Source organism: Paenibacillus chartarius, assembly GCF_042432825.1.
GTDB lineage: Bacteria > Bacillota > Bacilli > Paenibacillales > NBRC-103111 > Gordoniibacillus > Gordoniibacillus chartarius.
On record NZ_JBHLWN010000027.1, the window covers coordinates 198,351 to 218,921 of the forward strand.

Genomic DNA, 20,571 nt, shown 5'->3' on the forward strand with positions numbered 1-20,571 from the left:
AGCCTCCTTCTTCGCGTCCGATCAAGGGGAAGCGCGCAGCGCATTTCGGATCCGAGCCCACTGCTTGTTGTATTTGTCCAGTACCTGTTCGGAATCGCCCAACAAGTATTCTTGAACGACAGCGGGCATCTCCAGCTGGGCTTTATTCAGAATCTGGCTGTACAGCTCGGAATCCAGAGCGTACTCCACATACTCCGGCCGATACGATTCCAGCTCTTGAAGCTGAGGGAGCTTGACGGCCCGGTTCTTCAGCACGGGAATCAATCCCGAATACTCCTCATAGTCGGATTGTTCCAGCATCCACTTGACGAAGGCTTTGGCCGCCGCGGCATGCTTCGTATTTTTTCCCACCGCATAGAAGCGGTCCGGGTACAAGGTAGCCCGCGGCTTGCCCGAATTGTCGGCCGGAAACGGGAACATGCCGATATCCTCCGGCTTGGCGCCGTTCTCAATCAGTTGATTGACGAGCCAATTGCCGTTGATGGTCATTGCTGTTTTCCCTTCCGCCATATCCCTCTTCGAGAGCTCCCAATTCGTATCGTACAAGTTGCTCTCCAGGTAGTTATTCAGGTACAGCTTCTTGAGAATGGCCATCGATTGCACATAGGGCGAGTCCGGTTGAAACGGCGCATCCGTCTTGGTCATCTCATTCTTGATCGCCCCCGTTCCCGAGAGCAGCAGAGGCACATCGCTGGTCCATACTTGAAGCGGCCAGCGGTCTTTGAAGTTGGACGCCAGCGGCACGACGCCGATCTGCTTCAGCTTGGCGCATACGGCAAAGAACTCGTCCAGCGTACGGGGAGGCTCGGTTATGCCTGCTTTGCGGAAAGCTGCCTTGTTATATACTACCCCGGTGACGGCAACCCCGGAGGATATGCCGTAAATGTCCCCTTGGTACGATTTGAATTCCGAAAAATACAGCTCAGACGGATTATAGCCAAGACTTCCGAGCGGCAGAAAAAATTTCGGCAGATCGGCAACCGGAATGAGCGGAATCAGCATGACATCGGGCGTTTCACCCGAGGCCAGCCTGATTTTGATGTTTTTATCATAATCGCGCAGGGCTTCGAACTGGATCGTAACAGTCGGATAGCGGCTCTTGAATTCCTTCGCGTACTGTTTATATTTCGTCTCGATGAGATCGGTCCGGTTGGTCACCACCGTGATCGTGCCGTTCCATTCCGGATCTGCCGCAACGCTTGGCGTCGTTGCCGTTTGTCCGGTTTGCGTAAGACCGATCGAGCAGCCTGACAAGCCCGCAACCGCGGTTACAAAGAGAAGTGCTGCCCTTATTTGCCTCATCATGCGGTTCCTGACTTCTCCTTCCTGCAAAGGCTTACAACTTTTCGCATGCGCTAATTTCGTTCCTTGTATTCCTTAGGCGTTACGCCCGTTATTTTTTTGAACAGCTTATTGAAGTACACCGGGTCCGAGTAACCGACCATGCCGGCAATTTCGTAATTTTTCAATTTTGGAAAATCCGCCATAAATTGTTTCGCCTTTTCGATCCGCAGCGTCATCAGAAAATCGGTCACCGTGCTCCCTGTCTGCTGGCGGAAAAATTTACTGACATAGCTGGGGCTGAGCTCGACTCTCTCCGCTAGCTTCTCCAGGTTGAACGGCTTATCGTATTCCTTCTCCAGAATGTACCGGATCCGTTCCACCACATAATGCTCTTGCCCCCGGACCACCTGCTGGTGGTCTTCGGGGGCTGTTTCTTCCTTCATATGGTACAGCTTCCATAGAGCCTGGCATAATTCGTATTTGTCGAGCGGCTTCAGGAAATAATCGGTAACGCCGAATCGCAATGCCTGTCTGGCATATTCAAATTCATTAAACCCGCTTAAGATGATGACCGGCAGATCCGGCATCTTCTCTTTGACCTTCTCAATGAGTCTGAGACCGTCCATGACCGGCATTTTGATATCGGTGATCAGCACGTCCAGCTCGCCCGGCGCCAGCTTCGACAGTTCGGCCCATGCTTCCATCCCGTTGGCGTACAGGCCGGCAATATGAACGGGAAGCTCCGATTTGCTCAATATTTTCGCGATGCCCAGACGAATGAATTCTTCATCATCCACGATTATAACATTCATAACGGCTCACTCCTACGGCCTCTCCAACCCGAGATCAGGATTTCACTGCGCCGCTCGTCACACCGGAGAAAATGTATTTCTGCAGCAGCAGATATAAGATGACGGTTGGAATCATGATGATCAGAATAGCTGCACATATATAATTCCATTCCGCCTGATTGATTCCTGCAAAACGCATGATAGAGGTTGAAACGACGCCCAGCTGGCTCTTCGGCATGTAAAGATACGGGATATACAAGTCGTTGTAAATATTGATCGTCTTCAGGATGACCAAAGTGGCCGTCGCCGGCGATAGTAATGGGAAAATCATGTTCCAGTAGATGCGGACGAGTGACGCCCCGTCGATCATCGCGCTTTCGTCCAGCTCATAAGGAATATTTTTAATGAATTGCATATAAATGTATATCTGTACAACGTCGGCTCCGATGTAAAGAATAATGGGCGCATACAGCGTGTTGAACAGATGCAGACTTTGAATAATCGAAAATACGGCGACCTGCGTGGTAATGGTTGGAATGATCGTTGCCGCCAAGAAGGCACCCATGATCATGCTTTTCCCCCGAAAATGGAACCGGCCGATGGCGTACGCTACCATCGTTCCAAGCACCACATTGCCGGCCAGCGAAACGGTAATGATGATGAACGTGTTGAGGAACGCTTGATCCATATGCGCCCGTTCAAACACGATACGAAAATTTTCAAAGTTCAGGAAGCTCTCCGGAAGCGTAAACGGACCGGAGGAACCGAACTCGTCCTTTTTCTTAAACGCATTGACGAACACCACATACGGCGGAAAAATGACTACGAAGACAGCGAGCACTAACAGTACGTATTGCAATCCGGTCATTAAGCTTTTGCGCGCCACCTTCTACTCCCCCTTCCGGTTGATGACTTGATTTTGAATGCCCAGAATCACGACGGTAATCAACAGCAGCACAATGCTCATCGCGGATGCCAGCCCGTAATTGTTAAATTGGAAGGCGGTCTCCACCGTCTTGAAGACGAAGGTTGTCGATGCGCCCGCCGGTCCGCCGTTTGTCAGAATGAACGGAAGGTCGAATACGGAGAGAGCGCCGCTGATCGTGAGGAACATGTTCAGCTCAATGATTTTTGTTAAATGAGGAAGCGTCAAATGCCAAAACTGCTGGGAGCCGCTGGCCCCATCGATCGTGGCCGCTTCATACATATCACCGGGAATAGCCTGCAGCGCTCCGATATAAATGACCATATTGTATCCCATGAATCTCCAGAATCCGACGGATGCCAAAGAATAGTTGACGATATTGGAATTGCCGAGCCAGCTCGTCTTCAAGGCGCCAAGCCCTACCGCATCGAGCAATGCGTTTAGGGAGCCGGTCGTCGTATCGAATACGAACTGAAACATGAAGGCGACCGCGACGCCGTTCATAATGAACGGCAGGAATAAGATCATCCGGAAGAAGTTGCGCCCCTTCAGCTTCCGATTCAGAATGACGGCGAACAATAAGGCGACTGCATTCTGCACGACACCGACGAGAAAATACGGAATTTGATTGACGAACACACCGAAGATCTTCGGATTTTGAAAGATCTCGACATAATTGTTCCACCCGATCCACTTCTGGTCCGGACTTACTCCGTCCCAATCCGTAAAGCTGAGATAAACGAGCTTCAATGCAGGGTAAAACGTAAATGTAAAAAGGAGCGACATCGGAATCAGCAGAAACCCTATGATTACGATCCATTTCTGAGACTTATAAGACAATGCGTTGAACATGCGATTCTCTCTCCTTCCACCCTATCTTCAGGTTTAATGCAAAATGGATTATCGACGAACGGATAATCCATTTTGCCTCAACCGGTTTCTATTAATAGCCGAGCGACTTCTTGGCGTCCGCCCATTGTTTATTGAATTTATCGAAGACGGCTTTGCCGTCTCCCAGAACGAAGTCCTGTACCATAGCCGGCGGATCGATCTGCGCTTTGTTCTGCGTAGCGATCGCTTGATCGTTGTCCGGTACGCCTTCAATGAACGTCGGATTGAACGATTTGAATTCGGTCAGCTGCGCCAGCTCCGGCTGCTTATCCTTCAGGACCGGAATGAAGCCGGCGAATTTGTCAAAGCCCGAGTCCTCGATCATCCATTTGACAAACGCTTTGGCTGTCTCTGCATTTTTGCTGTTCTTGTTCACCGCGTAGAACCAATCCGGGTTCAAAGGCGAATTGATTTTCCCCGAATTATCGTAAGGCATCGGGAAGAATCCGATATCTTCGGACTTCGCGCCGTTCTCGATAACCTGATTAATGACCCAGTTGCCCAGCAGGTACATCGCGAACTTGCCCGAGGCTACGTCTTTCTTCGACTGCTCCCAGTTTGTGGAGTTGATATCCGGCTCCAAATAACCCTTCTGATGCAGGTTCTTCAGGATACCGAACGATTTGGCATAAGCGCCGTCGAGTGTGTACGGAGCATCCGATTTAATGCGGTCGTTGGCCACATTCGCGGTGCCGGCGATCGCCGGAGGAAGATCATACACCCAAGACTGCAGCGGCCACTTGTCCTTGAAGTTCGAAGCCAACGGCACGATGCCTTTCGCTTTCAGCTTATCCATTGCTGCGTACAGCTCGTCGAGCGTCTTCGGGATGGCCGTAATGCCAGCAGCTTGAAACGCCTTTTTGTTGTAAACGATGCCAACCGTAGACGCGCCGGATGCAATGCCGTAAGTTTTACCGCCGGTCGCCTTGTAATCTTTAAAGTAAATTTTGTCGTTCAGTCCCAGATCGTCGAGTGGAGCAAAATATTTCGGCAAATCCGCATTCGGAATCGTCGGGACAAGTACGATGTCCGGGAAGTCTCCGGATGAGATGCGCACCTTCAGCGTCTTGTCGTAATCGCGTACAGCTTCAAACTCGATTTCCGCGTTCGGATATTTTTCCTTGAACCGCTTGGCATATTCCTTATACTCTTTGTCGACCATATCCGTACGGTTTGTCAGGAACGTCACTTTCCCTTTGATGCTGGCGTTCCCGCCGGCACCGGCGGCCGAGCTTGCGGCAGGCGCCGTAGAAGAGTTGCCGGAGTCAGCCGGTTTGCCGCTCTCGTTGCCGGCGGTTCCGCAAGCTGCCAATACGGAAAGAGACATGATTGCCGTTATTGCGGCCGGTAGCATATTTCTCATGTAGTGTTTCCCCTCTCAATTGGTTTGATATCGCTTTCTTGATTTCATTATAAGAGGCGAGCGCCCCTACTTATAGGAGGCTAGATTGCGATTTATAGTCTTATAATGTTCTCGGTGAGTGCGATTTCATATCAAGATTTCGCAAGACGCACATCGTCCACGTATACCGCCGTTGCCCCCTTGCCGGTAAACTGCTCCAGCTTGACTCCGATTGCTTTCACCGAGTTCAGATCGGCAACACCCGATAGAGGAAGCTTCACGGTTACGAAATCTTCGGATTCTACATCGACCATCCCGCTATCCGTCCAGGTCCAGCCGGATCCGGCTTTGATATACAAGCGGGCTTTAGCCGTACCGCTCTGGAGCTTAAGCTTCGCGCTCAGCTCATTCACGCCGGACAAATCGATAGTTTCGAACTTCACGATTTCAAAGTCCGTTCCGGATAGCGAGAAATCTACCTTCAGCGACCCGAGGCCTTGTGCGTATACATCATGCGATACCGACGCCGCCTCTGCGTTCGCGTTATTCACATCCACGGTCCACCCCTGCGTATCCGACTCGAAGCCGTATAACAGACCCGCCGGCGCCGGTGTGCTGCCTGGACCCGAACCGCCGTTCGGCACACCGCCGGTACCGTCGTCGTACACCCGGATGTCGTCGAAATAGAGAATGCCGTTGGTGCCGGCCGCCGATTCCTTCTTGTTCACGTATATCGCGAATGACTGAATGTCTTGCAAATTTTGCTTGGTCATCACTTGGCCTGCATTTGCCGTATCCCAAGGAGCAGGCGCGAACTGGCTGAACGGAATTTCCACCACGCCTGCCGTAGTACCCGCAATGGACGGATAAGCTTCGAACGTAATGCCGCTAGCCTTCACTTGAATAACGAGCTTATGGTCGCTTCCGTCCGGCTGCAGCCAAAATTTCAGCTTGTTGGCATTGGACCAGTCGACGTTGTTCATATTTTTCACTTCGCCGCTGTAGCCCTGGCCGTTCACGCTGTAAACGAATTTCAGGCCGTATTTGCCCTCAAACCTATGCTCGCTGTCCAGAGTCATCGTATTCAGGTCGCCATTCGTGCTATAGGCCGCATCCAGAAGCTCGTTGCTGCCTTTATAAGTTTCGAACGTATCGACTACAAGCGGGTCGGTGTTCGGAGATACATCGCTGACGAATACTCGGATCGTTTCCGACAGCTTGGTGCCGTCATTCGCATACGCGGTAACCGTCAATGCCGCTCCCTGCTCGTCGAGGGACGGTCCCGGCGTCCAGTCGGCCGTGTAGAAAAATCCATCCGTATCCTTTGTCATGCTGGTTTCGGTCCCGCCGTCACCGATCCGGTAAGTGACGCGAGCCGTATTCTGGTTCAACACGCGAGCGCGAATCGTAGCCGGTTTCGTTGCCGCCACCGTCTCATTTGACGTCGGTGCGGCAATGTGCAGGAACGGCTTCTCGTCAGCCGTCGTTACTTGCTTGCCATATACGTTGGCTGCTTTAACTTCTTGATTGAAAGAGGTATAGGCATCTTCATAGTACGCTGCAAAATCCGGCAGCAGCTCGTGATCTCCCAACCCCGGCGCATTCTTGTAGGGGACGAAGATGTTATCCGTGTTGAAGTTCGCCCATGTCTGCATGTAGGCCATCCGTTTGGCATCAGGATCCGATTTCAGCGCTGCCGCCAGCTTCGTGAAAAACTGCAAGTCCTTCGTGCCGGTCGGCTTCACATTGGAATATCCGAATTCGGTAAAGGCCGCTACTTTCCCCTTTGCGTCCGCAAGCTTGGCAATCAGCTTGGCATCCTTCACGACGGTATCGAAATAGCCTTGCGTTACTCCGTCATAATAGGTATCAAAGCCAAGAATGTCGACATAATCGTCACCCGGATACGTCTCCAGGAAGATGTCGTTCGATTCGTTGAACGGGCTGCCTGGCGAGAAGGCGTACAGGAAGTTGTGAACTCCCTTCACATCGCGCAAATATTCGACGGTGTACCGGTAAATCTCTTTATATTGGTCTTTTGTCCGATATGGGGCTCCCCACCAGAACCAGCCTCCATTCTGTTCATGGAAAGGCCGGAAGATAACCGGGATGGGGTTGCCGCTGTCATCCTTCAGGTTGTTGGCGAAATCGGCCACCATGTCGAGGAACTGATTGAACTGCGCATGCTTATCTCCGCCCGGCAGAATGTGCGAAAGCACCATACCCTTCGTATCGTAGAAGCTGCCGCCGGTAACGAAGTTCGGCATATGCGAGCTGAGCGTCAGCACGCCGCCCTTCTCATAGGCCGACTTCATGACCGCTGTAAGCTTGTCGCGATTGTCCTGCCGGGACGCGCCGCCGACTCCCGGCTTCTCGAAGCCTTCCAGGCTCAGCGTATCCCAGCCGAACAAGCCCGGCAGATCGCCTACGGCGTTCTGAACTTCAGACTGCGTCCCGTCTTTAGCGGTAATGGAAATGCCCTCCGTTGTCGCATGCTGATGACCGAACAAAATCTGTTTGCCGCGAATCTCATTCAAATAGACGAACAAAGACTTCGTCGCATTCGAGGCGTTCTTGTCTACAAGATCAGCCTTAACCGTCTGCTGCGGGCTGCCGGAGGAATCCGATGAAGAATGGTCGGACGATACCGGTGCAGAGCTTGAAGCGGGAACCGGTGCCGATGGGGCGGCCGGATTAACCTCTCCGTTCGCGATCGTCACTTCACCCGAAGTCACGGCTTTACCTTTAACCGTTACTCCGTCGGCCTTAATGCTCGCTTTCAGAATGCTGCCATCTCCGGAGATGGACGTGCCGGACGCTTTGGCATCCACATGGAGCGCTTTAACCTCTGCTCCACCTGCTACAATTACCGTCGCCGGCGTGTTCAGCTGTACGAAATCGACCTTTGTGCCCGAGCTGAGCTCAAGCTTGGAAGCGGTATCAACGGAAATACTGGACACGCGCGTATCGCCCTTTGTCAGTACGCGAACCTCTCCTTCCATGCGATTTACGTTTACTTCGCCCAGCTGGGAGCTGTCGAATATGACCGTATGGGGGCCGCCGCCTTCAACGAACGTATGGCCATCTACCTTAACCCCTTGAAGGGTGACTTCACCGTTTCCGATCCCTGCAGTCAAATAAAGATTGCCCTGAATGTGCGCATTTCTCAGTATCACACCCTGCTGATTGATCACGACATTACCGGCGATCGTTCCGGCTTCGACAGTGCCTTCGTTCTTGTAAATATCCGCTACCAGGCTATGAAGAAGTGCTGCGGCTTCAGCTCTCGTGATCGAGCCTTCCGGACGAAAGGTTCCGTCCTCATAGCCGTTAAGACTTTCTGCAAGCGCATTCACAGCATCGCGTGCGTAGCCTTGAATTTTCTCAAAATCCGTGAACCTCTCTGCTGCCGCCGCTCCTTGTGCCGGTTTCAGCGAAAATACCCGAGCCAGCAGGGTGACGGTATCCTGACGCGTTATGTTGTCGCCCGGACGGGCTTTGTTGCCCGAAAATCCTTCGTAATATCCGGCTTGACGCGCGAGTGACAATTGATCTGCGAACCAGCTTGCGGCATCGACATCGGAGAAGGACTGTTCGGATTTGACGTAGAACCCAAACAGTTTATTGAGCATCGTAACAAACTCCGCCCTCGTGACCCCTTCATCCGGATGAAAGCCCCCATCGGAGTAACCGCTTACAATTCCATCTGCAAGCCATCTGTTAATACTGTTTTCGGCCCAATGTCCCTTTACGTCGCCAAATGGCGATGGCACCGCTGCAGCCTGAGCACTGGACGCAGCATCCATTAACGGGAACAAAGGCGCTGCCGTAATGAGTCCCGAAAGTACGCATGATAACCATTTTTGCTTTCTGTTCACCTTGAAACCTCCTCTTTCCCCTCTAAATGAATGATTCTTATTGCTTTCCTGTAACATTATAAGAACATTGCCCCCTGCGTAACAGGAGGTTGGATTGCGATTTATTGTCCTCTATTGTCCTTCTTCCATGAGAGTTAATTAGAGATGCATGCGATCCGTAAATTGATGAATGCCGCACCTCTAACCTCATCTCTGCTTACCTTAGATTCAATGTTACCTTTTCCCTATATAATAATCCCTAACCGTCTTCTCCGCCGGCTTCCCGTATATGCAATAATCGTCATTGGATTCGGCCTCTTCACGGCTATATAGCTTTGCCGGCCAATCCCATAGCATATATCCGTAGAACCATGGCTTGTTATCCAGCTTATCGAACATTACGCGGTAGTATTCGTCCTGTTCCTCCATACTTACCGGGCCTTGCAGTCCCCAATCGTTCGGCACCTGAGCGGAACCGCTGCGGCTCGGGCAGCCTGCCTCCATAAAGAAGAACGGCTTCTTCTGCTCCTGCGCGAACGACTCCAAGTCGGCGATGCGTTCGTCCCAAGAGCCTATCGGATAGTAACCGGACGAGGAAATGACATCGACGGCGTCCCACCATGTAACTTGACGCTCCTGATATTTGTCGCAATTGTAAGTGATCATTCCGGTGTACACTTCCCGCACCTTGCGAATCAGCTCTCTCCATTCCGCAGCGCGACGGTCCGTTTGTACCATTTCGCAGCCGATGCAGAACATCTCGCACCCCGTGTCTTCGGCGATCCGGGCATAGTGTAAAATAAAGCCGGTATAGCTGGCAAACCATTCCGACCACTTTGGCTCGCAAGGCACGTCGATATCAAAGAAATTGATGTGAGCCCTCCAAACGCCATTGGCGCAATTCACTACCGGCTTTAAACACACCTTAAGCCCCAATTCCTTTGCCTTTTGTATCGCCCACAAGATTTCGGCATCGGTTACGGTCGGCTCTTCGCGAAACCGGATTTCGGTCGCCTGAGGATGATCCTGGAGAGCGGAGAACGCAATCGCCGTCCAGTTTACGCCCGTCTTCGCCATCTCCTCCATCGAAAATTCAGCTTCCTTCGTCCCCCACGTGCCTCTCGTCCCGACCCATCCCCAGGTTATTCCTTTTACAAATTCCACGTTATACGCCTCCGTTATGCCGATTCACGCTTCCTGTACAGAAATACTGACTTCATCCGGACGATAAACCGCGATGATGCCGCCATGCTTATCCGTTGCAAACATAACCGTTCGCTCGGCTTCGAGATTGAAACCATAGGTACGTTCGGTCGCCGGGTCCTTAATCCGAAGCTGGGCATCATGGCCGTATTCCGATACGAAAATAAACAGGTGGCCGCCGTTGTAGCTTAACTTGCGGCCATACACGCCGCTGAGCTCGCCGCCCTCGATCCATTCCAGCTCCTGGCGAAGCTTGGCCAGCCGTCCCGCATATCGATAAAGATCGCCTAATACCTCGGTACGATAATTAAGCTCGAGCGGAAGCGGACACCAGACGACATGTCCCGCTCCCCATGCTTCCGTAACGACCTTGGTCGCATCTTGACAGCCTTCTTCCCGAAGAAGCTGCTTGTTCGAATCCGCGATCCGGCTGCCGCCGAAGGAAACCGGGTAACGGCGCCCCTCCAGCCAAAGCGACTCCTCACGGCGAAGGTTCGTCACCTGCCCCGCCCCGAGCTCACGCTCCCATCTCGCAGCCGGACGCCAATAGGCATCCAATCCGACCGGCCCCGTAAAGAGCAGCGTACCGCCGTGCTCCCGGACGTGATCCGTCAGCGTCTGCACCGCTTCATCGCTAATGTTGTGAGCGCTTGGAACGATAATCAGCTTAGGCTTGTAGTCCTGTAAAGATTGCAGATGGTATTCGCTTATTCCTCGCGCATGCACGTTCATTTCGTACGAAAGCGTGCGTATCGCTCTTGCGGTAGCTTCGCCGGCCAGCTTGCGGTTGGAGAAATCGTTGGAATACGGGAATACGACGGCAACTTCCTCGAGCTCGCGAGCTTCAAACAAGTCCCGGATCCGGCCCATAAACGCGCCGAAATCATAGGATACGTCCGCCTCCGGCTTCTCCGTACCATCCGCTCGAAGCGCGCCGATGTGAGACTCGTTAATATTGTTCATGTAGAAATTAATATTCCAAATCCATTGTACCGCTCCGGCGCCGCCGGTCGAGAACGCGTACGCGTATTTGCGCTCCAATATGTTGCGCAGCTCGAGCTCGCTTCGTTTCGCCCGGCCGTCAGGCGTTTCTACGTACATAATGCCCGTTTCTTGTATAACGTTCGGCTTGCAGGTATCCTTCGAGAAGATTCCGTCCCATACAAGATCGTCCATTAACCACCAAGTATGAACGGTCGTATAGTCAACCGCCTGCGCATAGAAAAATGGGGACGGCCGCTGTCCTCCAAGCCCTTCGTCCTGGCCTACCGTAACCAGCTGCTTCGGCTGAATATGACGAATCGTTTCGATGAGCTGCTCCGCCCAACGGTTATGCATCTCCATCGTAAACAGCGTATAATCGAGCCACGGACCGCCCTTCTTCTCCAGCGTTTCCGTCGTATTCATGTTGATCTCATCCGGTTCGGGCAGCTTGACCGCTTCGAAAGAAGGAAGCTGCTCCGGCGTCATATTCCAACGCTCCTGCAAGCAGCGAATCGTTCCGTGACGTTCCTTCAAAAATTCAACAAAGGCAGCCTGCTCGAATTTGTCATGCGAAGAACGGGGACCGCGGAACACTCGCTTCGGATCAAACATGGACGGCTCGTTGATTAAATCCCAATGCACATGCTTGGAATCGGCATGACGGGAAACGATGGAGGCCAGGAACCGTTTCTGCGCCTCCACGCTGCGCGGGTCCAGGTACGGATTGACGCCCTCCCAGGCTTCCGGCGTGAAGGCGAAGAAATTAAAGGTCAGCTCCAAATCGTACCGCTTGGCCGTCAGGATAAAAGCATCGACGGCACGCAGCACCTCCTCGTAAGCATGCCCGTCGACAAACATCACCTGCCGCCAAGCCGTCCATATTCCTGTCCGAATCATGTTGATGCCGGCGCGCTTCATTTGAGCCATATCCCGGTCCCATACGGCTGCGTTCGGCAGGAACAAGTATTTGCGTGCGACATCGCTTGTCATATAAGTCATCCCGACGATCGGAAGCGGCTTTCCGTTCTTCCGGAAGTAGTCGCGGTCGCAGGTCAAGTAATCCCCTTGAGCGAGCAGCTCCGCATCAAAGCCCCAGAACCCTTGACGCAGCAGCCTTGTCTCTCCGATCGACGATGCCGCTTCGCACTCAACAATGTAGAAGCCCGCTTCAATCCCCATCGGCAAGTGAACTTTACGGAACCCAAGCTCTCTGGAAGCTTGTATGTCCGTTTCCGTTTCCCATACGGTGTCGAACTGCTCCGTTCGGTAGATGAAGTCCGGTGCAGGATTCGAAACGCTGGAATCTTTCGCCTTCATAACCCGCAGTTTGAGCGTCCAGTGGACTCGCAAATCACGCTGGGGTCCGAGACGCTGCACCTGCAGAGACAGCGTCGCCCGGTCACCGGGCTCATAGGAAGCATAATTAGGCTTCAACCAAAGCTCCGTGACTCCCCATTGTGTGAATCGGGCCCATTCCTCCAGCGCCGCCGCTCCTCCTTCCGCCCAGAACGCTTGCCTTAATGCCTGGTTGATAAAGATCCAGCGTCCTCCGGCATACTCGCCTTTGGTGTTCTCGATGAGAACAGCCGGAGCTGCGACTTCACGCTCCAACGGAGCTGCTCCGATGCCCTTTAACAGCGGATAAATGTGAGCATCCATCGGCCCTGCCGAGCCCAGTTGTCCCGGCTGATCGTCGGCCTTGGTCACATGAAGCGCCAAACCATACGTCGGTTCGACGGTGAACAGCTTCTCGTATCCTTGAAACAGCGGAAGGTCACGATGATGAATCAGCTTTGCGACAGGAGTAGGCTCAACCGGAAGCGCTTCGTGAATATGCAGCTGCTGATGATAACCGGTCTGTTCGGGCTCCGCCACCCATGCTCCGTTTTCTTTGTAGACCGGCCTTTTAAATGGAGCCCCGCCGATCGACAACAGTCCTCTGCCCTGGCGCAAATGTTGCAGCAACGCTCCCCACGCTTCCTTAGGAAAGTAAGCGCCATGCAGATGAATGAATGCTGCTGCATCTTCCTTGGCAAGCTCCTCGGCCAGAGCATCCGCACCGACGACTCTGTATCGGCTGCGGAGCAGCTCGAGCGACGACTTGTTGGGCCTTTCACCTTCATATGGAAAATGCTCATCGTAGAAAACGACATATTGGGGGTTCATCCTGGAAACTCCTCCTTCATCACTAGTCTTCCTTCAGCCTGAACGATACGGAAATTAGGTTTTGTTAGCAATTAATTTAGGTAATGGCATAACTATATTATGCATACGTTATCCTGTCAATAGAAACTAGGTTCGGCAATCAAACGTTTTCAATAACGATCTAACTTTATTTTTGTTAGGTCAAATGCCGGACAATAACAAAGAGAGGCCCGATATCGGCCTCCCTCTCTATGGATGTGTACTTATATGTTCCTGACAGATTGCCTGAGCAGAATATCTCCGGATATTAACACTTTTTCGAACGGGCGGTCCGGGTGTTCCAGTCTATGATGAAGGATTTCCACCGCACGGATACCCATTAATTGGTTAGGCACATTCACAGTCGTCAGGTGAGAGAGCGCGTTGTACTCCTCCATATTGTCAAATCCCGTGACGGACACATGCTCAGGAACCTTCAAATCCCGTTGTTGCAAAATTTGAATCATAACATGGGCAAAAAAATCGTTCGCACATACAAATACGGATGGCAGTTGATTGCGTTCAATCAAAAGATCAACGTTCGTTTCCAGCCATTCGTGCACACCCTCATCCCCGATCGCCATGAACGGATCGTCTGCGGGAGGCACAACCAGTCCGCTCTCTTCCAGAACCGTTCGGAATCCCAGCCACCTGTCAAGAAAGCTTCGCGAATAGGCAGGGTTACCGACAAATCTCATCCGGGTATGTCCCATTGAATAAAGATTCGTTGTCAGCTTTCGGAATGCATCATAATTATTCATAAAGACGGCATCGCAGGGAATCAGCGGATCTTCGTGATCGACCAATACGAACGGAATTTGCGAATTCCGAATTTCCAATAACAGCGGCCTCGCGATATACCCGATTCCGATCAGACCTAAAATAGCGTCGGGATTTATGATTTTTGTTAGTCCTTCGGCATTGTTTTCCGTTAGCATCAATATCCTGGCACCTAGCTTTTCCAGCTCGGAAGAAACGCCGGCAATGATTCTCCCCCAATATCCCGATTTGCTGTCCTGGAATCTGACGTTTGGCATGAGGATAATGACGGTATTGCGGTCCCCTTTGTTGGTGGAGGCGAAATCGGTTTTTGGTTTGAACTGCTTATTGGACGGCATCGGATTCGGGATCCGGTAACCGAGAGCTAAAGCCGCTTGAATAATTTTGGCGCGTGTTTCCTCGCTTACTCCGCCCTTCCCCGATAAGGCCTGAGAAACAGCGAATTTGGAGACGCCTACTTGATCGGCGATTTGCTGCATGGTCACTTTTTTTGTTCTCACTATACTTCACTCCATCACAGGCTGTTATTTTTATTTTAGCATACTCCCCCTCATTTACCTAACAAAATAAATTTTGTTATGATTTCGGTCAATACGATCATTCATCTGCATAAGCAAAATTACCCATCGCATACAATCCGATCAAAATCGGAACCGAATAAGCATAACGCCACTGCACACGATGGACGTAATGCAGCACTTCGTCAATGCAAAAAATGCGCCAGCTCTTCAGGCTGCAAGCCTGACAAATTATACGGAAAACGCTCGTCCTCATTCACGGCCTGAACAAGACTGCGCAGCAGCTCCCGCCCTCGACTCGTCATCGCCACATATTTGTATTTGGGACGCGTACGGTCGTACGTCATCGCGATCCAACCATGCAGAAATATAACCCATTTCATACCAATCGATACATCCGCTTCAGCACAGCAATCCCCGCCCCATGAAGAGGGGCGGGGATCGGCGGGCCATCTTCCCGTGGATTACAGGAACAGACCGCGAGTAATGATCACAAGCAGAATGAACAGAACGAGAACTGCGCCATAGTTGCTGTAGCAAGGAACTACAACCGGAGCGTGAACTACCGGCTTGATTTCCGGAAGCACGATTGCCGTGTGCTTGTAGGATGCATGCAGGTGAACGTGGTTGTCATGGTGCGGCATCGGAACTGGCATCGGAACTGGCATTGGAGCTGGTGCTGGGGCCGGCATAACGACCGGAGTATGCATTACAGGTGGTTTCATTTCCATATCGGTCACCTCCTTCGCGGCGGTTCGACAGTATATGCTGGTTCGAAAGTTTCATAAGCAGCTTCATCGTTACATCACCATACTATGGAGGGAGTTTTGTCCCGTACACGGTAAACACCCAGACTCATCGAAAATAGACTCCTGCCCGCAGGCGTCCGTTACAGGTACGGATGTCGGAATGGCGTGCTTCCGGGCCCATGTCCTGCAAGTGAAAAACCCACCGCATGGCCTCGACCGGCCATGGGTGGGTTTACCTTGGTTATACGTATGGATTATGCTCCCGCTCGAATCCGATCGTCGTACGCCCGCCGTGACCGGGGTACACCGTGACGTCGTCGTCAAGCTCGAACAGCTTGCCGTGGATCGAATCGAGCAGCTCGCGTTCGCTGCCGCCCGTAAGATCCGTCCGGCCGACCGACAGCTTGAACAGCACATCGCCGCCGAACAGATGCTTCTCGAAGAGGAAGCTTACGCTTCCCGGCGAATGTCCCGGCGTGTGCAGCACCTTGAACGTTAGCCGGCCGTCCAGCAGCTTGAGGATCATGCCTTCGTCCAGCGCGTATTCGGCAGGGTCCGTCACGATCGGGCCGCCGAGATCCGGCCAGCGGCTCGAGCCGTTCTTGTTCGGGTTCGTCAGCCAATCGGCTTCGGCATCGTGCAAGTAGACGGGGCAGCCCTTGCTCTTGCGGATCGCATCGACGCCGCCGATGTGATCGAAATGGGCATGCGTCAAGAGGATCGCCTCGATGTGCAGCCCTTCGATACGCTTTAGCAGCGGTCCCGGGTTCATCCCCGGATCGATGATGACGGCTCGGCCGGCTTCCGGATCGGACAGCAGATACGCGTTCGTCTGCAGCGGGCCGAGACTGAAGGATTCTATCTTGATCAAGAACGCCGGCCTCCTAGAATGTCGAAATCAGCTCGCGCAGCTCGCGTACGATCAAGTCCTGGTAACCGGTACCTTCGCCGTAACGGCGCTTGATTTCTTCGCGGGTCGCCGCGAGATTCGTCTGGTAGTCGGCCGATTCGCGGTCCGGGTTGTTTTTCTTAAACTCGACCATCGGCTCTTGTACGTAAGCAGGACGCGGTCCCCATGTTCCAAGCACGAAACCGCCTGTATCGACGATAATGACGACCGGAATCGAACGGCCGCCCATCACGAGGAACTGGTCGATCGTTTCCAGATGCTCCTCCATAATGAGCACTTCAACCGGCATGCCGGTCGGCTCAAGCGCCCGGAACACGACAGGCACGTTGCGGACGACGTCGCCGCACCAGTCGGCGGCAATGATGACACAGCGCAGATCGTCGCGGTTCTGAAGCTGCTCGAAGAACTCCTTGTCGTCCTCGCTTGGCCAGTTGAACCGGTCGTACCAATCCTGGAACGTCTCTTTGTTCTTCGTCATTGCCTCGATGAATTGCTGCGGTTTAAGCCCTTGGCCCAGCTTGCTTGCGATATTCTTGCTCACTTGAACAGTCCTCCCATGGGAAAATGTTACGTACAAGCACGTTGCTGAGTTTATTTTAGCAGAATGTGGGACTGGGCTCAAAACTTATTCGGCGCAGGACCGGCGTCCACATGTCCGCGATTGACGGCTTCCCACAAGTATAGGGACGCGATCGAGCGATACGGCGCCCAGCTCCGGCCGAGCTCCTCCAGCGGGGGCGCCCCTTCTTCATCGCTGCCATACAGCCAAACGGCGGCGCGGCGCAGCCCGGCATCGCCGAGCGACAACACATCCTCGCGGCCAAGATTGAAGATCAAGAACATCTCCGCGGTCCAGCGGCCAATGCCCTTCACCTTCGTCAATGCGGCGATGACCTGCTCATCGGACATCGAACGAAGCGCCTCTGCGTCAAATACATCGTTATGCATCGCTTCGGCAAGCGCCCGGATATAGGTAATTTTGGGCTTGGATACGCCCGCGGCGCGCAGCGCCTCCTCCGGGACGGAGCGGACGGCGTCAATTGGCCGCCGCAGACGGCTTCGGCACGCGAGCAGATCGTGGCCGCCGCTTTAACCGACAGCTGCTGGCCGATCAGCGCTCGGACCAGCGATTGGAACGGATCGCGGCGTCCGGTAATCGTCAGCTCGCCGATCAGGCCGATGAGCATAGCGAGGCGCGGGTCGGCAAGGCCGAGCGCAAGCACGCGTTCGTCGGCGGGGTCAAGCAGAAATAAAGGCTCGGCGAACATCGGGACAACCTCCCTCTTAGGAATGTACTGGCGGTATGTTGGCTTTAGCTGAACGATACGAATCGTCAAAATGCTCCAGCAGCGCTTCGCGGAACAGACGCGCCGGCGTCGACAGCTCCCGGTGCTTGGCCCGGATCAGTCCGTGTGTCAGCAGCAGCGGGTCGGCGGCGGAAGGTGCATCGGGCGGCTCGGTGCATGCGGTGGCGATTGAGCCAGCGTACAGTGCTGTGAGCGATGCTCCGGGCGGCTCGATGAACACAGGGGCGGCGGAGCCGGGGTTCGGTGCCGCGGAGTCCGGTGATATAGCGTCGTTAAGGGGAAGCTCATCGAGCACTCCTGCGGCGATATCGGCGTGGACCGTCGTCTGCGGCAGCAGCGCGAAACCGAGCCCGCAGCGCACCGCCTGGCGAATCATTTCCGGGCTCGCGAACACCATGGGCGCCGGAGCCCGCCGTGGCACATTGTAGGCGGAAGCGTACTGCTGAAGCAGTCGTTCGGCCAGCGTATGGTACATGCAGCGGCCGCCGAAGCCGATGACGCGCTCCGCCGAGAGCGCGTCCCAGCCGTCGGCGCGCCAGCGCCGGCCCACCTGCGGCGAGGCGACCCAGACGAGCCGCTCGGTCAGCAGCGGCTCGAAGCTGAGCTCGCCGCGGCCCGGGTCGGCCGGCACGAGGCCCAGCTCGGCGCGGCCGGCCGCTACGGCTTCCGCCGTCTCTTGCAGGAAGCCCCCGGCAAGCTCAAGCCGGATGCGCGGATACCGGCTGACGAACGCCTCCAGCACCGGTGTCAAATGAGCCGTGCTGAACGATTCCAGCGCCTGCACATGCAAGCTGCCCTGCGGCTCGTCGAGCGAGGCCATCGCTTCCTTCAGCCCCTCGCTCAGCCGCACGAACCGGGCGGCATACGCCGCCGCCTCAAGCCCCGCCCGCGTCGGCTCGACGCCGCGCGGGAGCCGGTCGAACAGCTTCTTGCCGCAGGCCTGCTCGAGCAGCCGGATTTGCGCCGTCACCGTCGACTGTACGTACCCGAGCCGCTCGGCGGCCCGGCTGAAGCTTCGTTCCTCCAGCACGGTGAGGAACGTCACGAACATCCTGCCTTCGAGCTGTTCGAGCATGGAGCCGTCCCCCTTTGCAGATTAGATATCGATAACTCAAATACTTGATATCAAATACATTCAATTATCAAATACATATACCTATGTTACCATAAGTTTACATGCATTGCATTCCACAACGTTACAGAAAGCGGAGGGTACCTCATGCGGTTATCAGCTTCAAAGTTAATTTCAGCTTCAACTTCAACTTCTGCTGCACCTGCACCTGCACCTTCATCTTCATCTTCATCTGCAGCTGAACCGACACCTGTACTACCAAATTCAGCTATAGCTTTGACGGAAACGCCCCCGGCCGCCGATGGACGGCAGGCCGCCAAGCCTGCCGCCCTCCTGCCGGCTTCGGGACGGCCTTATCTGCAGGCTCTCCGCGCCGCCCTAGGCGGCTTCGCGGCGATCCTGCTGTGCGCGCTGCTCGGCTCCGCCTCCGAGCTGGCGCTGATTATGGCGCCGTTCGGCGCCACCTGCGTGCTCGCGTTCGGGCTGCCCGACAGCCCGCTCGCCCAGCCGCGCAACATCGTCGGCGGCCACCTCCTCTCCACCGCGATCGGCCTGCTGACGCTGGCCTGCTTCGGCTCCCATCCGTGGAGCCTCGCTCTGGGCGTCGCGCTGGCCATCGCAGCGATGCACCTGACGCGCACCGTGCATCCGCCGGCGGGCGCCGACCCGCTGCTGGTTATGCTGAGCGGCGCCGGCTGGAGCTTCCTGCTGACACCGGTACTCGCCGGGTCGGTGCTCATCGTCGCCGCAGCCTGGCTCTATCACCGGCTGATGCCCGTTTCGTCCGGCTCCGCACCGGTTCGCTACCCGAAGGGGTGGCGGTGACATTTTGCCTCAGGCTTGTCATGCTTGGCCCCCGAAGCGCATACAATGGGTACAAACTTGACGAATCGGAGGGTCTCTCATGAACAAAGTAATGTTTATTCGGCAGGGCCAGATTGTGCTCGGCGCGGTTCTGCTGCTCGGTATTGCCGCCACCGGCTTATACCTGAAGCATACCGAAAGCAAGTCCGCCAGCACGATGAGCGCCGGTGTCGAGCGGACGTTTCATATGGTAACCGGAGAATACAAGACGACCCTCCCGGATGGCAAAGAGATGGAAGCGTACCGCTGGGACCCGGGCCAGATTATCGTGAAGAAGAACGAGAAGGTGACGCTGCGCATACTCGGCGTTAACGGCTCCTCGCACAAGTTCATCATCGAAGGCACGAATATTAGCAACGAAGTCAAGAAAGGCAAAGAAACGGTCGTCTCCTTTACGATGCAGAAGGAAGGCACCTACCGGATCATTTGTACCGATCATCCCGATGCGGCGCACAGCGGACCGATGATCGGCTACATTACCGTACTGCCGTAATTGGGCGCCTTCGTACGGACAGATGCCCAGCGCCCACTCCCCTCGCCCGTCATACTAATAACGTAATGACGCCAGCGAGAGGAGACGAGCGCATCTCATGATGATCAATAAGCAAGGCGAGAAGCACAAGCCGCCATCCCTGTCCGTACGGGGCATCCGCCGTTCCTGCAACCGCGAGCTGTACCGCGCCGCCAAGCGGCTCAAGACCTACATCCCGCCCGAGAAGATGGCGGAAGCCGAGAAGCTGTATTTGGATAAAGTGCTGGGCAGCCTCCCTTACATTATGGAAAATGGCAACAATCATAAGCTGCTGGCCGACTGGTGGGACGACAACGTAAACGCCGACGTGGCCGCCCTTTGGGACGTAGAGCCCGCGCGTCTAGCCCGGGCGTTCCGGGACGCCTTCGGCGGCTGACC

General features: G+C 54.4%; 20 protein-coding genes. 3 read left to right on the forward strand and 17 right to left on the reverse strand.

Features of this window, described 5'->3' with window-relative positions; translation table 11 throughout:
- Positions 1-21 precede the first annotated feature (21 nt).
- The 17 genes from ACFFK0_RS07535 to ACFFK0_RS07615 all read right to left on the reverse strand — a co-directional run bounded on the left by ACFFK0_RS07535 (position 22) and on the right by ACFFK0_RS07615 (position 19,117).
- Positions 22-1,305, reverse strand: coding sequence for an ABC transporter substrate-binding protein (locus ACFFK0_RS07535; protein ID WP_377469452.1), 1,284 nt, complete (start codon positions 1,303-1,305; stop codon positions 22-24).
- Between the two features lie 50 nt (positions 1,306-1,355).
- Entirely contained in the window at positions 1,356-2,096 is a 741-nt protein-coding gene (locus ACFFK0_RS07540; RefSeq protein WP_377469453.1) for a response regulator transcription factor, read from the reverse strand.
- A 34-nt stretch (positions 2,097-2,130) separates the two neighbouring features.
- Entirely contained in the window at positions 2,131-2,943 is an 813-nt protein-coding gene (locus tag ACFFK0_RS07545) for a carbohydrate ABC transporter permease (protein WP_377469483.1), read from the reverse strand.
- 21 nt (positions 2,944-2,964) lie between these two features.
- Positions 2,965-3,852 (reverse strand): carbohydrate ABC transporter permease, encoded by an 888-nt coding sequence (locus ACFFK0_RS07550; RefSeq protein WP_377469454.1) that lies wholly within the window; start codon positions 3,850-3,852, stop codon positions 2,965-2,967.
- Between the two features lie 91 nt (positions 3,853-3,943).
- On the reverse strand, positions 3,944-5,254 hold the full coding sequence (locus ACFFK0_RS07555) for an ABC transporter substrate-binding protein (RefSeq protein WP_377469455.1): 1,311 nt from the start codon (positions 5,252-5,254) through the stop codon (positions 3,944-3,946).
- 131 nt (positions 5,255-5,385) lie between these two features.
- Entirely contained in the window at positions 5,386-9,111 is a 3,726-nt protein-coding gene (locus ACFFK0_RS07560; protein ID WP_377469457.1) for a glycosyl hydrolase, read from the reverse strand.
- A 213-nt stretch (positions 9,112-9,324) separates the two neighbouring features.
- Positions 9,325-10,254 (reverse strand): glycoside hydrolase family 113, encoded by a 930-nt coding sequence (locus ACFFK0_RS07565; protein WP_377469458.1) that lies wholly within the window; start codon positions 10,252-10,254, stop codon positions 9,325-9,327.
- A gap of 24 nt (positions 10,255-10,278) precedes the next feature.
- The gene (locus ACFFK0_RS07570) at positions 10,279-13,443 is read right to left on the reverse strand and encodes a beta-galactosidase (protein WP_377469459.1); all 3,165 of its coding nucleotides are present in this window, start codon (positions 13,441-13,443) and stop codon (positions 10,279-10,281) included.
- 242 nt (positions 13,444-13,685) lie between these two features.
- Positions 13,686-14,741, reverse strand: a complete 1,056-nt coding sequence (locus ACFFK0_RS07575; protein ID WP_377469460.1) for a LacI family DNA-binding transcriptional regulator — start codon at positions 14,739-14,741, stop codon at positions 13,686-13,688.
- Between the two features lie 203 nt (positions 14,742-14,944).
- Positions 14,945-15,142 (reverse strand): hypothetical protein, encoded by a 198-nt coding sequence (locus ACFFK0_RS07580; protein WP_377469461.1) that lies wholly within the window; start codon positions 15,140-15,142, stop codon positions 14,945-14,947.
- An 81-nt stretch (positions 15,143-15,223) separates the two neighbouring features.
- Positions 15,224-15,490 carry a hypothetical protein gene (locus tag ACFFK0_RS07585; RefSeq protein WP_377469462.1) on the reverse strand — a complete coding sequence of 89 codons (267 nt, stop codon included), beginning with the start codon at positions 15,488-15,490 and terminating at the stop codon, positions 15,224-15,226.
- A gap of 259 nt (positions 15,491-15,749) precedes the next feature.
- Positions 15,750-16,379, reverse strand: coding sequence for an MBL fold metallo-hydrolase (locus ACFFK0_RS07590; protein ID WP_377469463.1), 630 nt, complete (start codon positions 16,377-16,379; stop codon positions 15,750-15,752).
- Positions 16,380-16,392: 13 nt separating this feature from the next.
- Positions 16,393-16,959, reverse strand: coding sequence for a thioredoxin family protein (locus tag ACFFK0_RS07595; protein ID WP_377469464.1), 567 nt, complete (start codon positions 16,957-16,959; stop codon positions 16,393-16,395).
- 77 nt (positions 16,960-17,036) lie between these two features.
- Positions 17,037-17,396, reverse strand: coding sequence for a DNA-3-methyladenine glycosylase family protein (locus ACFFK0_RS07600; protein WP_377469484.1), 360 nt, complete (start codon positions 17,394-17,396; stop codon positions 17,037-17,039).
- On the reverse strand, positions 17,297-17,686 hold the full coding sequence (locus ACFFK0_RS07605; protein ID WP_377469465.1) for a DNA glycosylase family protein: 390 nt from the start codon (positions 17,684-17,686) through the stop codon (positions 17,297-17,299). The genes ACFFK0_RS07600 and ACFFK0_RS07605 overlap by 100 nt, the downstream gene beginning before the upstream one ends.
- 16 nt (positions 17,687-17,702) lie before the next feature.
- On the reverse strand, positions 17,703-18,776 hold the full coding sequence (locus ACFFK0_RS07610) for a LysR family transcriptional regulator (protein ID WP_377469466.1): 1,074 nt from the start codon (positions 18,774-18,776) through the stop codon (positions 17,703-17,705).
- A 110-nt stretch (positions 18,777-18,886) separates the two neighbouring features.
- Positions 18,887-19,117: a hypothetical protein gene (locus tag ACFFK0_RS07615; protein WP_377469467.1), complete on the reverse strand. Its 231-nt coding sequence runs from the start codon at positions 19,115-19,117 to the stop codon at positions 18,887-18,889.
- On the opposite strand from ACFFK0_RS07615, the gene ACFFK0_RS07620 reads away from it, so the two are divergent.
- The 3 genes from ACFFK0_RS07620 to ACFFK0_RS07630 all read left to right on the forward strand — a co-directional run bounded on the left by ACFFK0_RS07620 (position 19,074) and on the right by ACFFK0_RS07630 (position 20,569).
- Positions 19,074-19,622: an HPP family protein gene (locus ACFFK0_RS07620; RefSeq protein ID WP_446686270.1), complete on the forward strand. Its 549-nt coding sequence runs from the start codon at positions 19,074-19,076 to the stop codon at positions 19,620-19,622. The genes ACFFK0_RS07615 and ACFFK0_RS07620 overlap by 44 nt on opposite strands.
- 79 nt (positions 19,623-19,701) lie before the next feature.
- Positions 19,702-20,154: a cupredoxin domain-containing protein gene (locus tag ACFFK0_RS07625; protein WP_377469470.1), complete on the forward strand. Its 453-nt coding sequence runs from the start codon at positions 19,702-19,704 to the stop codon at positions 20,152-20,154.
- 97 nt (positions 20,155-20,251) lie between these two features.
- Positions 20,252-20,569 (forward strand): dehydrogenase, encoded by a 318-nt coding sequence (locus tag ACFFK0_RS07630; protein ID WP_377469471.1) that lies wholly within the window; start codon positions 20,252-20,254, stop codon positions 20,567-20,569.
- Positions 20,570-20,571 lie beyond the last annotated feature (2 nt).

Excerpts from the sequence above, each read along its gene's own strand:
- ACFFK0_RS07630 (WP_377469471.1), top strand. The coding sequence starts at position 20,252 with ATGATGATCAATAAGCAAGGCGAGAAGCACAAGCCGCCATCCCTGTCC.
- ACFFK0_RS07625 (WP_377469470.1), top strand. The coding sequence starts at position 19,702 with ATGAACAAAGTAATGTTTATTCGGCAGGGCCAGATTGTGCTCGGCGCG.
- ACFFK0_RS07555 (WP_377469455.1), bottom strand. The coding sequence starts at position 5,254 with ATGAGAAATATGCTACCGGCCGCAATAACGGCAATCATGTCTCTTTCC.
- ACFFK0_RS07570 (WP_377469459.1), bottom strand. The coding sequence starts at position 13,443 with ATGAACCCCCAATATGTCGTTTTCTACGATGAGCATTTTCCATATGAA.
- ACFFK0_RS07540 (WP_377469453.1), bottom strand. The coding sequence starts at position 2,096 with ATGAATGTTATAATCGTGGATGATGAAGAATTCATTCGTCTGGGCATC.
- ACFFK0_RS07580 (WP_377469461.1), bottom strand. The coding sequence starts at position 15,142 with ATGAAATGGGTTATATTTCTGCATGGTTGGATCGCGATGACGTACGAC.
- ACFFK0_RS07550 (WP_377469454.1), bottom strand. The coding sequence starts at position 3,852 with ATGTTCAACGCATTGTCTTATAAGTCTCAGAAATGGATCGTAATCATA.
- ACFFK0_RS07610 (WP_377469466.1), bottom strand. The coding sequence starts at position 18,776 with ATGTTCGTGACGTTCCTCACCGTGCTGGAGGAACGAAGCTTCAGCCGG.
- ACFFK0_RS07605 (WP_377469465.1), bottom strand. The coding sequence starts at position 17,686 with ATGTTCGCCGAGCCTTTATTTCTGCTTGACCCCGCCGACGAACGCGTG.
- ACFFK0_RS07545 (WP_377469483.1), bottom strand. The coding sequence starts at position 2,943 with ATGACCGGATTGCAATACGTACTGTTAGTGCTCGCTGTCTTCGTAGTC.
- ACFFK0_RS07585 (WP_377469462.1), bottom strand. The coding sequence starts at position 15,490 with ATGGAAATGAAACCACCTGTAATGCATACTCCGGTCGTTATGCCGGCC.
- ACFFK0_RS07535 (WP_377469452.1), bottom strand. The coding sequence starts at position 1,305 with ATGATGAGGCAAATAAGGGCAGCACTTCTCTTTGTAACCGCGGTTGCG.